This window comes from Dyadobacter sp. (genome assembly GCF_017744695.1).
Lineage (GTDB): Bacteria > Bacteroidota > Bacteroidia > Cytophagales > Spirosomataceae > Dyadobacter.
The window spans coordinates 204,895-220,470 of record NZ_JAGIAS010000010.1; the positions used below are offsets into that span (position 1 = coordinate 204,895).

Consider the following 15,576-nt stretch of genomic DNA (forward strand, 5'->3'; position numbering starts at 1 on the left):
TACAAAAACCGCCTAATTAGAAAATAAAGGCAATTTATTTAACGGTAATGCAGTCAGCGGGATTTGGGCGAGCGCAGGAGAACCTACTGCGTATTGGAAGCCTTTTTCCCTTTTATGAGTGCGGCGATGCCAAGTATGATAACTGCCCCGAGGAAAGCCGTAATAATTCTGGAAACCAGTGGCGGCAGCCCCAATTCGACCTCCAGATCGTCGCCAAACACCCATCCTCCGACAAATCCACCGATGATACCTAAAACAAGTTGCATCCACAGGGAGAATGAAAACCGGCTGAATACCTTGTCGGCGAGCCAGCCCGCCAGCGCTCCAACTAAAATCGACGTGAGAAGATTCATCATAGTTCTGTTGTTGGTTATGGGTAGATGTATGAAAATGCCGGGCTGTGAACGTTGGTTTGTGACTGACAGTCAACGCTATGCAATGATAGAGATAAATTTTAAAGAAGCAAGTCCCTGTATGTTAAATGTTGGTTACCGGGACGGTTATGCAGCTTGGAAATCGAACGGCACCGTCCGCCCGGCCGTATCTAGATTTTAGGAAACTCCTATTCTATCTTACGCAAGAAAAAAGCCAGACAAAGTGCCTGGCTTTCGTGACCGCGACGGGAATCGAACGGCACCGGCCGCCCGGCCATATCTAGAGTTATGAAACTCCTATTCTATCCTACACAAGAAAAGCCAGACAAAGTGCCTGGCTTTCGTGACCGCGACGGGAATCGAACCCATATCTAGAGTTTAGGAAACTCCTATTCTATCCGTTGAACTACGCAGTCGAAACTAGCGCCCTGGAATTGGGTTTCGGGGTGCAAAACTGAGAAAAATTCGTTTGAATTACAAATGATTATTCCTCTGCTTCCACCGGTGTGTAACCGAGATCCAACCAGTTGGGGTAAATGGAGAAATGTTTTTCTTTCACCAATGAGAATAACGTGCGTTTCAATTCGTCGATGTTTTCCTTTTGCTGGGCCGAGATGAAAACGACATGGTCGGCTTTTTCCGAAATGTAGCTTCTTTTCAGCTGGTTGAGCACGTCCTGCGTCGATGGCGCGGTGTTTTCCTCTTCGTCCTCGTCGTTGTAGGATGGTTTGTACAAATCTATTTTGTTGAAAACCAATATCGAAGGCTTGTTAGCAGCACCGATTTCCTCCAGCGTTTTGTTGACTACATCCAGGTGCTCTTCAAAAGAAGCGTGCGATATATCTACGACGTGCATCAGAATGTCCGCCTCGCGTACCTCGTCGAGGGTCGATTTGAACGATTCGATGAGTGTTGTAGGCAGCTTGCGGATAAAACCGACGGTGTCCGTAAGCAGGAAAGGGATATTTTCCATATTCACTTTCCGTACCGTGGAGTCGACGGTGGCGAAGAGCTTGTTCTCGGCAAAAACGTCGGCTTTCGAAAGGTTACGCATCAAGGTCGATTTACCTACGTTGGTGTAGCCCACAATGGCGACGCGGACGAGGCGGTCGCGCTCTTTGCGTCGTGTAACGCTCTGTTTGTCGACCTTTTCCAGCTTTTCTTTCAGGAATGCAATCCGGTCTTTCACGATCCGACGGTCGGTTTCGAGCTCGGTTTCGCCGGGCCCACGCATACCCACACCGGCGCCCGACTGGCGGCTAAGGTGCGTCCACATGCGTGTCAAACGCGGGTACATATATTGGTACTGCGCGAGCTCCACCTGCAATTTCGCCTGGGCGGTCTGTGCGCGCATGGCAAAAATGGCGAGGATCAGCAAGCTGCGGTCGATCACTTTAATGTCCTTGAAAACGGCTTCGAGGTTCCGGACCTGTGACGGCGTAAGGTCGTCATCGTAAATGATCATGTCCACCGGATTAGCAGTGACATAAATCAGGATTTCTTCGAGTTTCCCCTTTCCGGTATAAGTCCGGATGTCGGTCCGTTCGAGGTTTTGGGTGAAAGTCTGGACTGTTTCCACGCCCAGCGTAGTCGCCAGGAACGCAAGTTCTTCCAGGTATTCCTTCGTCTTTTCTGTGTTTTGTTTTTGGGTGCTTACAGCAACCAGAACGGCTGTTTCCTTTTTGGCAGCTGTCGAATATAACTTTTTCTTATCAATCATGCACTGGTGTTTTATGTCTTTGTTCCGGCTCAAAATCCTGCGATAGCATACCCACATGCCGGAAAAGGGGCAGAGTTGCAACGGTTTGCCAGCGGCAAAAGTTCACCGCAGGAATTTGTGAAATTACATTTAGCATTTAACAAATCCATTTTTTGGTTTGATTATTCAAAAAAGTCTTTTGTATCTTTGCCGAAATTCTTAACGCCTATGTTGGTGCTCATCTTCGGCTAATGCCTAGCCACAACTCAGTCTCCGCCTTTTAACAGGCACTTTTTTACGACCCATTGCCGGTCGCACAATTTCTATTTATCCATTATTGCAAATTTTTATTATCCATGAAAAAGTGGTTTACACTGCTTCGTGAGGCTATTCGTGGCTCCGAAGAAAGTTTTACCGAAGGAAGCATCAACCGTGCCATTTTCTTGCTGTCAGTACCCATGATCCTCGAAATGGTCATGGAGTCGCTGTTCGCGGTTGTCGACATTTTCTTTGTTTCAAAAGTAAGTACGGAGGCCGTCGCGACGGTCGGCCTTACCGAATCCGTGATTACGCTGGTATATTCGCTGGCGATTGGTCTGAGCACGGCGGCCACGGCTACCATTGCCCGGCGGACGGGTGAAGGAAACCTGGGCCAGGCGCGTCATGCGGTGGGACAGGTAATATTCATTTCATTGGCGATTTCTTCCGTAACGGCGGTGGCAGGTTACCTGCTCGCGGGCGACATTCTCCGCATGATGGGCGCCGACCATAAGGTGATCGAAACGGGTACCAATTTTGCCCGGATCCAGTTTCTCAGCAGCCCGGTGGTGGTATTGCTCTATTCGCTGAGTGGCGCATTGCGCGGAGCGGGTGCGGCGGCGACGGCCATGCGTTCGCTGATGATAGCGAATGGGTTCAATATGCTGCTGGGACCGATCCTGATTTTTGGCATCGGCCCCTTCCCTGAGCTTGGCGTGACAGGCGCGGCTTTGGCGACAGCCACGGGACGTACCATCGGCGTTGGTTACCAGTTGTTTTCGCTTACGAAAGGTAAAAGGGCTTTGGGCTTGCTTTGGGAAGATCTTAAACCTAATCCTGAAACGATCAGGGCGATTGTCAAAATTGCAACCGGTGGTACTGTACAGTTCCTGATAGGCTCCGCAAGCTGGATTTTCCTGACACGCATTCTCTCCGAATTCGGTAGCGACGTGGTAGCGGGTTATACCATCGCTATCCGCGTGGTCATGTTCACATTGCTGCCGGCGTGGGGATTGGCCAATGCTGCGGCGACGCTGGTAGGGCAGAACCTTGGTGCCGAGAAGCCCGAGCGAGCCGAAGCGTCGGTATGGAAATGTGCTTCATTTAACCTCATATTCCTGGGCGTGCTGGCGGTTGTGATGTTTGTCGGGGCAGGGAATATTATCAACCTTTTTAGCACGCAGCCGCATGTCGTCGAAACGGGGGAGCTGGCATTGCGTGTGCTGTGTATGGGCTATGGGTTTTACGCTTACGGGATGGTGGTAATCCAGTCGCTGAATGGCGCTGGTGATACCAAAACGCCGACGGTCCTGAACCTGATCGCGTTCTGGGCTGTACAGATCCCTACTGCGTATGTACTGGCCGTTATCCTGAATTTCGGGCCGGTCGGAGTTTTTGCTGCGGTACCCATTGCGGAATCCGTCCTGGCGATGCTGGGCATATGGCGGTTCCGTCTCGGGGGATGGAAGGTCATTAAAGTGTAAATATGCCTGGAATTATTCGGGGAAGTCATATAGTGTTGGGTTTGGTCAGGAGTTTTCTGATCGTGGTGCGGTATTGTCTTGTGGTTGTACGGCGGCGATAGGGAAGTGGTCAGGAGTGGTCAGGTATTGTCATGGGTGGTCAGGTGTGATGAAAAGTAGTCAGGAGTAGTCAGAAGTAGTCAGGTGTGGTCAAGTGTTGTTGAGAAATTATCAAGTCTTGTCAGGAATGGGCACTTATCGTCAGGAACTGTCAGGAGGTTTGGAGAGTTATGGTAAAAACATTGACAATACCTGACTACACCTGGCAATGTCTGACTACACTTGGCTACTCCTAACTACAACTGACGTCGACAATAAGGTAAATATAACCGCATCAACGAAATGAAAATAGAACAGATATATACCGGATGCCTTGCGCAGGGCGCCTATTTCATTGTTTCAAATGGCGAAGCCGCGGTCATTGATCCGCTGCGCGAAGTAGCTCCCTATATTCAGAAAGCTGAGAAAATCGGGGCTAAAATCCGGTATGTATTTGAAACCCATTTTCATGCGGACTTCGTTTCCGGACATATTGATCTGGCCGAAAAGACGGGGGCCGAAATTGTTTATGGTCCCGGCGCTCAAACGGGTTTTAAGGCCAACATTGCCGAAGACGGTGAGGAGTTCAGGCTGGGCAATGTCGTTATCCGTGCATTGCACACGCCCGGGCACACGATGGAGTCGACGAGCTATTTGTTGTCTGATGAATCCGCTAGGCCGGTGGCGCTGTTTAGCGGGGATACCTTATTTATAGGGGATGTGGGCCGTCCTGATCTGGCCCAAAAAGGAGATCTGACAATGGACGACCTCGCCGGAACCCTTTACGACAGCCTCCGTTCGAAAATCATGCCGCTGCCGGATGATATAATCGTGTATCCGGCTCATGGCGCGGGCTCAGCTTGCGGCAAGAATATGAGCAAGGAAACGTCGGACACGCTCGGCAACCAGAAGCGGTTCAACTACGCCCTGCGGGCGGATATGACCAAAGACGAATTTATCAGGGAAGTTACCGCAGGCCTCACGGAACCGCCTCAGTATTTTCCCGAAAACGTCAAAATGAACCGCGACGGTTACGAAAGTATCGACGACGTGCTCGAACGAGGGCATCAGGCGTTGTCGCCGGAAGCATTTGAAGCAAAGGCCAATAATACAGGCGCATTGATCCTCGACACGCGTAAACCGGGTGATTTTGCAAAAGGTTTTATCCCTAATTCCATCAATATCGGCATCGATGGCAGTTTTGCTCCCTGGGTAGGCGCATTGATCCCCGATTTGAAGCAATTGCTGCTTATCGTAACGGAGCCGGGTAGGGAGGAAGAGGTGGTGACACGCCTAGCACGGGTAGGGTACGACTACACGATCGGCTACCTCAACGGCGGTTTTGAAAGCTGGAAAGAGGCCGGTAAAGAATTCGATACCGTCGAATCGGTCAGTGCCGAGGAATTTGCGCGGCGTTTCGAATCGGGCAATCTGGAAGTAATTGACGTTCGCAAGCCGGATGAATTTGCTTTCGGGCACATCGAAGGAGCGCGAAACCTGCCTTTGGATTACATCAACGACCTCATGCCAGAATTCCCCAAAGACCGGAAATTGCACATTCACTGCGCCGGAGGCTACCGCTCCATGGTCGCCGCCTCGATCCTGAAATCCCGCGGCGTCGACGATGTAGTGAATATCGAAGGAGGCTACGGTGCAGTTGCAAAGACCAACGTGCCGGTTTTGACCGAGGCGTGATTATTTGGTTGATTATTTGTAGTTTAGGGGAAATCCCGAAGGGAATATAAAAACGTTAGTCATCTAACGTTTTTATAAAAAATAAATAATATATTAATCCGATATACTTACAATGAATATCATCGAACTTCTCAAAAAGCCCTGGCCGTGGTACGTGGCTGGGCCGTTGATTGGGCTGACTGTGCCGGTGCTGCTCTTGCTGGGGAACAAATCGTTTGGTATATCGTCGTCGCTGAGGCATATCTGTGCGGCGGTGATACCGGCCGGGTTGCCGTTTTTTAAATATAATTGGCGGAAGGAGGCGTGGAACTTGTTTTTTGTAGCCGGGATTATGGTCGGTGGCTTTGCCGGTAACTTTTGGCTGGGAAATCCAGATGCCATTGTGGTGGCGGGTGATACCCGGCAGAAGCTGGCCGCTCTGGGCATAACCGATTTTTCGGGGCTGATGCCGGCGGATATCTTTGCGCTCAGTAATGTGTTTACCCTGAAAGGTCTGATATTCTTTGTGCTGGGTGGATTCCTGGTCGGATTTGGGACCCGGTATGCGGGAGGGTGTACATCGGGACATGCGATTATGGGATTGTCCAATCTGCAATGGCCTTCCCTGGTCGCCACGGTCAGTTTTATGATCGGCGGGTTTGCCTGCACGCATTTGCTACTGCCTTTCTTGCTCCACCTCGTTCGCTAAATCTCTATTCATAATGGAAAAGATACATCAGCATTCCCCGCTTGCAGAACCTGCCGACACGGAGTTTGATAATATCAGGATTGATGGCTGTGACGGTGCAAACCGGCAGCAATCGACGGAAGGTTTTACTGCAAATCTCAAATACCTGATCGTAGGCGTCCTATTCGGGATCGTTTTTGTGAAAGCCGAAATTGTTTCATGGTTCCGCATTCAGGAAATGTTCCGGCTCGATTCGTTTCACATGTACGGCGTGATTGGTTCGGCCGTAGTCGTGGGGTTGCTGTCCATTTGGCTGATCAAGCGGTTTAATATCAAGACGATATCCGGTGAAACGGTGAGCATTTCAGACAAGACTTTTGATAAAGGCCAGATTTACGGCGGGTTGCTGTTCGGAATAGGCTGGGCCATTACGGGCGCTTGTCCGGGACCATTGTTTGCACAAATTGGTGCGGGCTACCTGGCTGTGGCCGTTACGTTGCTCAGTGCTATCGCAGGCACGTGGGTTTATGGCTTCGTGCGTGCGCGGCTCCCGCATTGATCATTGTTTGCGTGCTACGAGGTACAGTTGCTCGTCGCCCAGCATGAAAGGATCGGCTTCAAGGTTGCTGAATGTGCCTACCACGAGCAGCCCGGCCAGTTCGAACATGTACGTAAGTTCGCCGAGCGTGTAAATATGCTGGCGCACGCTATGGCTTACCTTTTCGGAACCGGAAATAAAGGTTTGCTCGGCTTCGATGTAGCCGCCTTCGGCGCAGTATTCGTTTTCTGCGAGGTAAATAATGTCGTCCTGCACAGGCATCCAGTTTCGCGTCTGGAAGTTAGGCAGAATACTTTCGGCGAGATTTTCAGTGTGGATCGCCACATGAGCGCCCGGTTTCAATGTCGCTGCAATCTGGTTGATAAACTGCTGCATTTCCCCGCGCGGGAAGAAGCTGAAACTATTCCCGAAACAATATGCGGCATCAAATGAAGCGTCAGGGAGTTGGTAATTCAGAAAGTCCGCACAAATGACCTCCACCGGCAATTGCTGCTTGCTGCTGATGCTCTGTAATTCTTCGCAATACTCCTGCGAAATATCAATACAAGTCAATGCAGTGCCTTGTTCGGCCAGTGGAATGGCATGTCGGCCGTAGCCGGCAAGTACGTCCAGTACTTTGCTATCCGACTTTATTTCAAGTACATCCCGCAGGAAGTCGACCTCGTAGTCGGTGTATTCTTCGTCCTGGTTCAGTTTCCAGGCGCGTTGCGGAAGTCCTTTGAAATAGGTATGGTACCAGGCCACGGCAGTATTTTGGTTTAATTAAAATCCAAAACTAGTAAAAAAGGCCTGCTTCCCTACACATTTGCCCTGAGGTAGTGCATAGGGAAGCAGGCGTGGTTTGTTGAGAAGCGTAATGCAGCAGGCCGTGGTTAATGCGCCGCAGCGGTTTTACGGCAGCAGCTAGGCAGCTTATCGTGCGCCTTCTCGTTGGCGGGCAACTCGTCGGCGTCATAGCCGGTTTTATTGATCGTCGCTTTGATAGCCTCGGCAGTGGTTTTATCCGGGTTATATTTCACGGTAATTACCTTGTTGGAGAGGTCGAGATTCGATTCTTTTACCCCCTTCGAAAGTCCCAGGTTGCGCTCGATGCGCGCCTTACACATTTCGCAGATGGCTGACGTTTTGATTTTTACTTCTTTGGTGCCGTCGGCGAAGGCGATATTCAGGCCCAGAAACAGGGCGGTTACGATGCTCAAAATGGTTGTTTTCATAATCTGGTCAATTTAAAATCAATGCTGGTGTCCTGTTGAATCGGTTTCCGCCATCGCTACTTCCTGCAATTCCATTTTGCATACCGGGCATTTGCCAGCCTCCGCGTAGGTTTTTTCCCCTTCGCATTTCATCGGGCAGGTGTACTTCTTCTCGCTTACGGCGTGTGTTTCAGTGGTTGCGGCCTCTTTTTCAGATTTGTTTCCCGAACAGGCAACGGACAAAAACAACAGGGAAGCAACAATGATTTTGTTCATACAATGAAAATTTGATAAGTTCTTGATAACGTATGTTTTATGGTAACGGAGTATCGATTGTCAATGCCCGACCTGGTCGAGCGCTGTTCGCTGTAATGCGCTTTTTTTGAACTCTCCGGGTGTCATGCCAGTCACTTTTTTGAACTGGTTACTCAAATGCGCCGTGCTGCTGTACGAAAGTCTCCATGCTATTTCGCTTAATGTGAGCTCGTTGTAGGAAAGCCATTCCTTCACTTTTTCCACTTTCTGGGCGATGATATATTGCTCGATCGTCTGCCCGGTTTCAGAAGAAAACAAGTTGCTCAGGTACGAGTATTCATAGCCGATCTTTTCCGAAAGATAATCCGAAAAATTCATCTGCGCCGGCTTGTTGCCTTTCAGGTTCTGTACTTCGTCGATCACGAGCGTTTTGATATGCTCCACCAGTGCCAGACGGCGGTCATCGAGCAATTCGAAACCGTTGGATTCCAGCACAGCCTTCACTTCCTGCAATTTATCGGCATTCACCTCGGCCACCGTTTCCACCTCGCCAAGTTCGACGAAAGTCAAGTCGATCCCCAGACCGTTCAGTTCCTCCCGCACCACCCGCTTGCAGCGGTCACACACCATATTTTTGATATATAATTTCATAACTAAAGTTGTATAAGCCACTTAATTGCCTTTTCCTTCCTCCCTTCTCCTTTCCCCCATATTAACGGATAATCTTATAACGCATTCCGGCATAAATCATTCGCCCAACTACCGGGCCCCAGGCCATTCCAGCGTCGAAATGCTGTCCGAATGGTTCGCTGGCCCCCATTATTGGGTCTTTCTGGCGGAAATTAGCCAGGTTTTCGCCGCCGAGGTAAAAATCCCATTTGGGGAATGTCCGCGTGATTTGTGCATTTAGGTTGTAAAATGACGGTGCCCAGGTGGATGTCAGGTCCGTCGGAACGTGATGGTCAGGAATGTGGCCCATGTATGGAAGGCGCCGTTTGCCGTTCCATTGTACCGTCGCATCGAACTTCCATTTGTCGTAAGGCAGGGCATACCCGGCATTGAAGAGAACCCTGTCGCGGCTTACCATCATTCTCGGTTGCAAAGTATTCTCATCGTACACGTTGCGGATCGTTTGTTTTACGTCGAAGAGGCGGTATGCGAGTTTCAGTTCGAGCCGCTTGATGGGCGTCAGGTTTGCTTCGGCCTGGAAACTGTTGGCATAGGCTTTTCCTTCGAGGTTGTAAAAGCGAATGTAACGAGGATCTTCCATATCCGCCACGAGTTGGTTCTCGAAATCCGTCCGGTAGAAATCCACAATGAAGTTTCCGCTCATTTCGCCGATTTTAAACTCCTGCGTAACGCTGGCTCCGTAATTCCACGAGACTTCAGGACGGACGGCTTCGCGGAAAATCACATTACGCGAGCTCACGAGATTTCCATAGTATTCCGCCAGCGGATTAGAGACCCGGAACCCGCGGCCGGCGGATGCGCGCAGCGTGGTCTGGTCAGTAAGATTGTATTTCAAATGCAGGCGCGGTGTCCATTGCGTACCGTAAAGATTGTGGAAATCCACACGTCCGCCGGCTACCATCACGAATTTGTCGAGGTGATTATAGGTATATTCAAAAAATGCGCCAGGTACCGATTCATTTCGTTTCAAACGAATATCCTTGTAAAGCTCGTCATAGTTATCGAGCATATAGCTGATACCGGCTTTGTAAGAGTGATTGGTGTTACCGATAATGGATTGGTAAATGAGGTTTCCGTAAAGCGTCTTTTGCGTACCGTCGTAGTTGTTCAGGCCAAAATACGATTTCGAATCATGTATGGAGGCATTCAGGATCAAACCCAGGCCTTTGTAGGGCTGCTCGGGGAACAGCCGTGCGATCTTGGAGAAAAACTCGTAGCGGTTCACTTTGGCCCCGAAACCATAGGCTTGCATAGTGCCTTTCATGGCGCGTTCGAAGTTTTTCTGACCACCCAGGCGGTCTTCGTAAAGCGCTTTTACCCCAAATTGGGCCATTAACTTGTCGCCCTGGTATTTCCAGCGGTTCACAGCATTGTACTGGGTGTAAAGAGGCAGGTCCAGGAAGCCGTCACCGTTTTTGTCGACGCGGTTGCGTAGCGTGCTACCGTGCGTGAGCAATCCCGTGCTCCACTTTTTGTTCAACTGGTGGGCAAGGTTCAGGTTCACTTCCCCACGACCGAAATTGTTGATGTAGGTATTCAGGTATAATTTTTCCTGGCTATCCGGCTTTTGAAGCTCCACATTGATCTGCCCGGTCATCGACTCGTAGCCATTCACGACCGACCCGGCACCTTTGCCGACGTCGATTGACTGGATCCAGGTTCCGGGAACGAAATTGAGCCCGAATGTAGATGCCAATCCGCGGATGGAAGGAATGTTCTCGACGTTGGTTTGAATGTACGTACCGTTCAGGCCGAGCATCTGGATTTGTTTGGAGCCTGTCACCGCATCGCTGTATGAAACGGATACAGAAGCATTGGTTTCAAAGCTTTCAGAGAGGTTGCAGCAGGCTGCCTTCGCCAGTGCGCGGGTCGTAATGATTTCGGTTTGGTGCGGCGAAAGCCGGTCGATGGACGTATTTCCGGCTCTGATCACCACCTCGTCGAGTGTCTGGTCGCTCTGCAATACCACCTGCAAATCACTCTCCTGCCCGATTTTAATGGTGTCGTTCCGAAACCCGACGAAGCTCACGACGAGCAAAGCCGATTGCGCCGACCGGGGAATGCTGAACCGCCCGTTTTCGTCGGTAGCCGTAGCTTGTGTGGTTCCGGCCCAGTACACATTGGCCCCGGTGATGGGTTTCAGGTTTTTAGTTTGCGGTTCCTGTTCGTTGACCGACCCGGTTATACGTTGTGCGTAAATGGAGGAAGTTATCAGTAAAAGTAACCCTCCCAGAAGGTATTTGTTCATGATTGCGTAGATTCATTGGAATAAGAGATTCATGCATGGACCGTCGGCAAGCATGTAGGCGGTTTTGCATTAAATGGCTGTTATTCAATGATATCAAATCAGGAACGACTGGATAAATGCGAGCATACTTCTCCCATGAAGGCGGGAAGAAAAGGATATGTCGGGTGAAAATGGAGCGGAAGGGAGCGTCCATTCAGCCTGAATGAACTGGTAACGTGTCACCGACCAGGTGACGGCCGTTGCTACGGATTTAAGCAACTTGGCGAGCAGTTGAGAGTGAACCGACGCCACTTCCAGTTTTTCAAGCTTTTTGCTTTCCTTGCAGCAAGCCGCTTTTTCGAAGAATGTACCCTTGGCCATTTTCAATGCCGCGGCGCGTTTAGCACAGCAGGAGGAAGTGACTTTGGGTTTGGAGAAATTTTCTTTGGACTTGCCTATCAGCTGCATCGATTTGCTCCCCATCACCGCGCACTGGCGCTCTGTCAGCACAAATCCGGTGCTGCTCAGCAGGACCAGGAGGGCTATCAGGATGGTGATCGATTGATGCAGTTTGTTTTTCATTTGAATGCTGGCAAAGGTTTCAGGCTATCGAATTGGCCTGGGAAACAGATCCCAGGCCAAAAATACTAATTATCAGGCGATTTCTTCGGCTACATACCCGGCCTTTTTGATCAACAGCTCAATTTCTTCCGGCGAATGGCTCGTTTCGACTTTCAGCACACGGTCCGGACTTTCCAGGTCAACGGCCCAGGTTTCCACATTTTCATCCGCATTCAGAAAGGGGGTAACGGCGGCGATACATCCGCCGCATTTGATATTGGTTTTGAATTGCAAGGTTTCCATGGTTACTAAAATCTCCCCGTTTATCGCGGGGCAGGTTATGTTTTAATTGTTTTACAAATATCGGCAGCAACGGGTCGCTAAGTATTACAGAATTGTGGGGAGGCGTTACAGAGTTTTTGGGTCGGCGTGATGACTTCTACAAGCCGTTACCAATTTCATGAGATAACGTATCAATGGTGAACTTAAACCATAGATACGATATGAATGTAACGCCCCGTTCATCGCACGGTGAAATCTTTCTTTATGAATCTGAGGAGGGAAAGATGACTCTTCAGGTACAACTTCAAAATGATACCGTCTGGCTGACGCAGGCTCAAATGGCGGAGCTGTTTGGGAAAGGTAGATCGACTATTACTGAACATGTTCGAAACGTATTTAAAGAGAGGGAGTTAAATAAGAATTCAGTATGTCGGAATTTCCGACATACTGCTGCTGACGGAAAGGGATATGTCACCACTTATTATAATCTCGATGTTATTATTTCTGTCGGTTATCGGGTCAAGTCAAGGCAGGGGACGCAATTTCGAATCTGGGCCAACCGGATTTTGAAGGATTACCTGATCAAAGGCTTTACCATGCAGGAAAAATTGAAGCTGGACCAGCTGGAAAACCTGAAAAAAACAGTCGCGCTGCTTGCGAATGTTATTCACAATAAGGAGTTGACTGCCGGTGAGGCGACGGGGCTCATTCAGGTAGTGACGGATTATGCGTATGCTCTTGATATTCTCGACAGATACGACCACCGGGCGCTTGGCATTGAGAGCGTATCGGAAAGGCAGCTTTTTATCATCACTTATGAGGAGGCAATCTCGGCTATCCGGGGGCTACGGAGCAAATTTGAAACCCATAGTTTTTTTGGCACCGAAAAGGACGATTCATTCAAAAGCTCGATCAACACAATTTACCAGACGTTTGATGGCGCGGAACTGTATCCGAGCATCGAGGAGAAAGCCGCACATTTGCTCTATTTTATCATCAAAAACCATTCGTTTACGGATGGCAATAAGAGAATCGCAGCACTGATTTTTGTATGGTTTCTGGAACGAAACAGCATTCTCTACAAACCGGATGGGTCTAAACGGCTTGCGGACAATGCATTGGTAGCGCTTACGTTGATGATTGCCGAAAGTAGTCCGCTGGAAAAGGATATGATGGTAAAAGTGGTGGTAAGCCTGATCAATCAAAACAACTAGCCTTACCACCACAAAACCTTACAACCGCGCGCCCTTCAAGCGCAAACTGTTCATCACAACGGAAACCGAGCTGAGCGCCATAGCGCCCCCGGCGATCATCGGATCGAGCAGGAAACCGTTGATAGGGTAGAGGACGCCAGCGGCAATAGGAATGCCTACCACATTATAGATAAATGCCCAGAAGAGGTTTTGTTTGATGGTCACCACGGTCTTGTGGGATAATCTCAGGGCTTTGGGCAATGCCAGCAAGTCCGATGTGATAAGGGTCATCTTGGCAACGTCCATGGCAATATCAGAGCCTTTGCCCATGGCCACGCTCACATCCGCTTGTGCGAGGGCCTGAGAGTCGTTAATGCCGTCGCCTACCATCGCAACTGTCTTGCCCTGGGTTTGCAACTTTTTGACAAACTGCATTTTATCATCCGGCTTCACTTCCGCCTGATAGCTGTCGATCCCGACTTGTGCCGCGACGGCGGCGGCCGTCTGCGCATTGTCACCTGTGAGCATATGTACTTCGATGCCCTGTGCGTGCAGTTTTTCAACAGCTTCGCGTGAAGTCGGTTTCAATTGGTCTGCAATAGCGACGAGCCCTGCATGCTGGCCGTTGATCGCGATTCCGATGACGGTTTTGGCCTGCGCTGTGAGTACTTCATAGGCAGGTTGGAGTTCGGAGGCAATGCGGACGCGTTCTTTTTCGAGAAATTTCAATGTGCCGATAATGTATTCGCTCCCGCCCGCTATGCCACGTATCCCACTGCCTGTCATGGATTGGAAGTCGGATACCTCGATTTTTGTATCGTTCTCAATGTATTGCACGATAGCCTGTGCGAGGGGATGCTCGGAGCGTGCTTCGAGAGCCTTCACCGCCGCGAGATGTGTGGCTTGATCACCGAGCGTGCTTACCCACTGCCAGTCGGTCACCTGAGGACGTCCTTCGGTGAGCGTACCTGTTTTATCAAGGATCACTGCGTCCACTTTATAGGCTTTTTCCAGACTTTCGGCATCCCGGATCAGGATATTGTTTTCAGCGCCTTTACCAACCCCAACCATCATAGCCGTAGGAGTTGCGAGACCGAGCGCACATGGGCAAGCTATGACAAGCACAGAAACCGCTGTAAGCATGGCCTGGGTAATCGCATTTTCACCTCCTAGCAACATCCATACAATGAAAGTGAGGATGGCAATGCCGATCACGACGGGGACGAATATCCCGGCGATGCGGTCGGCGAGACGCTGAACAGGCGCTTTGCTGCCCTGGGCGGCCTGAACGGTTTTAATGATCTGCGCCAGGATCGTTTGTTTCCCTACTTTTTCGGCAATGAATGTGAAGCTGCCGGTTTGGTTGAGCGTTCCGGCAAACACGCTGTCGCCGGGTTTCTTCTCGGCCGGGATCGGTTCGCCGGTCATGAGGCTTTCGTCAACGAACGAGCTGCCGCTGGAAACCTTGCCGTCGACGGGTATTTTCTCGCCCGACCGGATAATGACTTCGTCGCCCAGGATTACCTCACGCGCCGGAATTTCTATTTCGGCACCGTCGCGATACACTCTGACGGTCTTGGGCTGCAAGCCGATCAGTTTCTTCAATGCGTCGGAAGTGTTCGACTTGGCGCGTTCTTCCATGAGCTTACCCAGCAAAATGAAGAAAATAATTACGGCCGCTGCTTCAAAATACACATGCGGGTGCAGGCCGCGCGCGTGCCAGAAAGCAGGAAAGAAGGTGTTGAATGTGCTGAAAAGAAATGCAACCCCGGTACTGAGCGCGACAAGCGTGTCCATGTTGGCTTTGCCGTGCTGCGCCTGCTTCCAGGCATTCACGAAGAAATCCCGCCCGAAAATGAACAGGACAGGGATCGTCAGGGCCAGCATGATGTAGTTGGCATATTCCCAATCCATGAGAAACATACCCAACACCACCACCGGTACTGTGAGCATGCCGGTATAAATAGCATTATTTTTCAGCTTCTGGTAATGCTCCTGCTGGATCTTCTCCTGTTCGGCGATTGCGTCTTCCTCATTCTCTTCGATAATGAGCCCATAGCCGATACTTTGCAGCACACGGTCCATGTCGGGGAGATCGACGAGGTCGGGATCGTAGGATACGGATACCGACTGATTGGCGTAATTCACCGCGGCATTCGTGATCCCCTTCGTGTGGCTCAGCATGGATTCCACGCTCACCGCGCATGCCGCACACGACATACCTGTGACCGGGAGTGTCATTTTTTTTATATCTGTTGTCGTTTCCATAGTCTTTCAGAATTGGTATGCAAAAATAAAATCCGACGTAGCCGGCGGCATTACACAATTCTGGCTGTGGTTTACAAGATTCATGGAAACAGG

General features: G+C 50.2%; 15 protein-coding genes and 1 tRNA gene. 5 read left to right on the forward strand and 11 right to left on the reverse strand.

The features are described from left to right. Positions 1-83: 83 nt before the first annotated feature. The 3 genes from J7619_RS28820 to hflX form a co-directional block, all read right to left on the reverse strand. A complete protein-coding gene (locus J7619_RS28820) occupies positions 84-356 on the reverse strand; it encodes a GlsB/YeaQ/YmgE family stress response membrane protein (RefSeq protein ID WP_310589830.1) in 273 nt (90 codons plus the stop codon). A gap of 362 nt (positions 357-718) precedes the next feature. Then, positions 719-790: transfer RNA gene (locus J7619_RS28825), tRNA-Arg, on the reverse strand. Between the two features lie 68 nt (positions 791-858). Continuing rightward, positions 859-2,094 (reverse strand): GTPase HflX, encoded by a 1,236-nt coding sequence (gene hflX / locus J7619_RS28830; RefSeq protein ID WP_291207477.1) that lies wholly within the window; start codon positions 2,092-2,094, stop codon positions 859-861. A 335-nt stretch (positions 2,095-2,429) separates the two neighbouring features. On the opposite strand from hflX, the gene J7619_RS28835 reads away from it, so the two are divergent. From J7619_RS28835 to J7619_RS28850, 4 genes are all read left to right on the forward strand, one after another. Then, a complete protein-coding gene (locus J7619_RS28835; protein ID WP_291207480.1) occupies positions 2,430-3,815 on the forward strand; it encodes an MATE family efflux transporter in 1,386 nt (461 codons plus the stop codon). Positions 3,816-4,196: 381 nt separating this feature from the next. Next, on the forward strand, positions 4,197-5,588 hold the full coding sequence (locus J7619_RS28840; protein ID WP_291207483.1) for a rhodanese-like domain-containing protein: 1,392 nt from the start codon (positions 4,197-4,199) through the stop codon (positions 5,586-5,588). 112 nt (positions 5,589-5,700) lie between these two features. Next, entirely contained in the window at positions 5,701-6,276 is a 576-nt protein-coding gene (locus J7619_RS28845) for a YeeE/YedE family protein (RefSeq protein WP_291207486.1), read from the forward strand. A 13-nt stretch (positions 6,277-6,289) separates the two neighbouring features. Further along, entirely contained in the window at positions 6,290-6,814 is a 525-nt protein-coding gene (locus tag J7619_RS28850) for a YeeE/YedE family protein (RefSeq protein ID WP_291207489.1), read from the forward strand. Here the strand turns inward: J7619_RS28850 and J7619_RS28855 are convergent, their stop codons facing one another. From J7619_RS28855 to J7619_RS28885, 7 genes are all read right to left on the reverse strand, one after another. Further along, entirely contained in the window at positions 6,815-7,558 is a 744-nt protein-coding gene (locus J7619_RS28855; RefSeq protein ID WP_291207492.1) for a class I SAM-dependent methyltransferase, read from the reverse strand. 128 nt (positions 7,559-7,686) lie between these two features. Next, positions 7,687-8,028 carry a heavy-metal-associated domain-containing protein gene (locus tag J7619_RS28860; RefSeq protein WP_291207495.1) on the reverse strand — a complete coding sequence of 114 codons (342 nt, stop codon included), beginning with the start codon at positions 8,026-8,028 and terminating at the stop codon, positions 7,687-7,689. 18 nt (positions 8,029-8,046) lie between these two features. Next, a complete protein-coding gene (locus J7619_RS28865; RefSeq protein ID WP_291207498.1) occupies positions 8,047-8,283 on the reverse strand; it encodes a heavy metal-binding domain-containing protein in 237 nt (78 codons plus the stop codon). A gap of 60 nt (positions 8,284-8,343) precedes the next feature. Beyond that, positions 8,344-8,913, reverse strand: coding sequence for an AraC family transcriptional regulator (locus J7619_RS28870; protein WP_291207501.1), 570 nt, complete (start codon positions 8,911-8,913; stop codon positions 8,344-8,346). A 61-nt stretch (positions 8,914-8,974) separates the two neighbouring features. Next, the gene (locus J7619_RS28875; protein ID WP_291207504.1) at positions 8,975-11,200 is read right to left on the reverse strand and encodes a TonB-dependent receptor; all 2,226 of its coding nucleotides are present in this window, start codon (positions 11,198-11,200) and stop codon (positions 8,975-8,977) included. A gap of 93 nt (positions 11,201-11,293) precedes the next feature. After that, the gene (locus J7619_RS28880) at positions 11,294-11,761 is read right to left on the reverse strand and encodes a hypothetical protein (protein WP_291207507.1); all 468 of its coding nucleotides are present in this window, start codon (positions 11,759-11,761) and stop codon (positions 11,294-11,296) included. 72 nt (positions 11,762-11,833) lie between these two features. Then, entirely contained in the window at positions 11,834-12,043 is a 210-nt protein-coding gene (locus tag J7619_RS28885) for a heavy-metal-associated domain-containing protein (RefSeq protein ID WP_291207510.1), read from the reverse strand. A gap of 317 nt (positions 12,044-12,360) precedes the next feature. On the opposite strand from J7619_RS28885, the gene rhuM reads away from it, so the two are divergent. After that, entirely contained in the window at positions 12,361-13,236 is an 876-nt protein-coding gene (gene rhuM / locus J7619_RS28890) for a RhuM family protein (RefSeq protein WP_291207731.1), read from the forward strand. Positions 13,237-13,254: 18 nt separating this feature from the next. Here rhuM and J7619_RS28895 read toward each other — a convergent pair whose 3' ends face one another. Then, entirely contained in the window at positions 13,255-15,483 is a 2,229-nt protein-coding gene (locus tag J7619_RS28895) for a cation-translocating P-type ATPase (RefSeq protein ID WP_291207513.1), read from the reverse strand. Between the last annotated feature and the right edge of the window lie 93 nt (positions 15,484-15,576).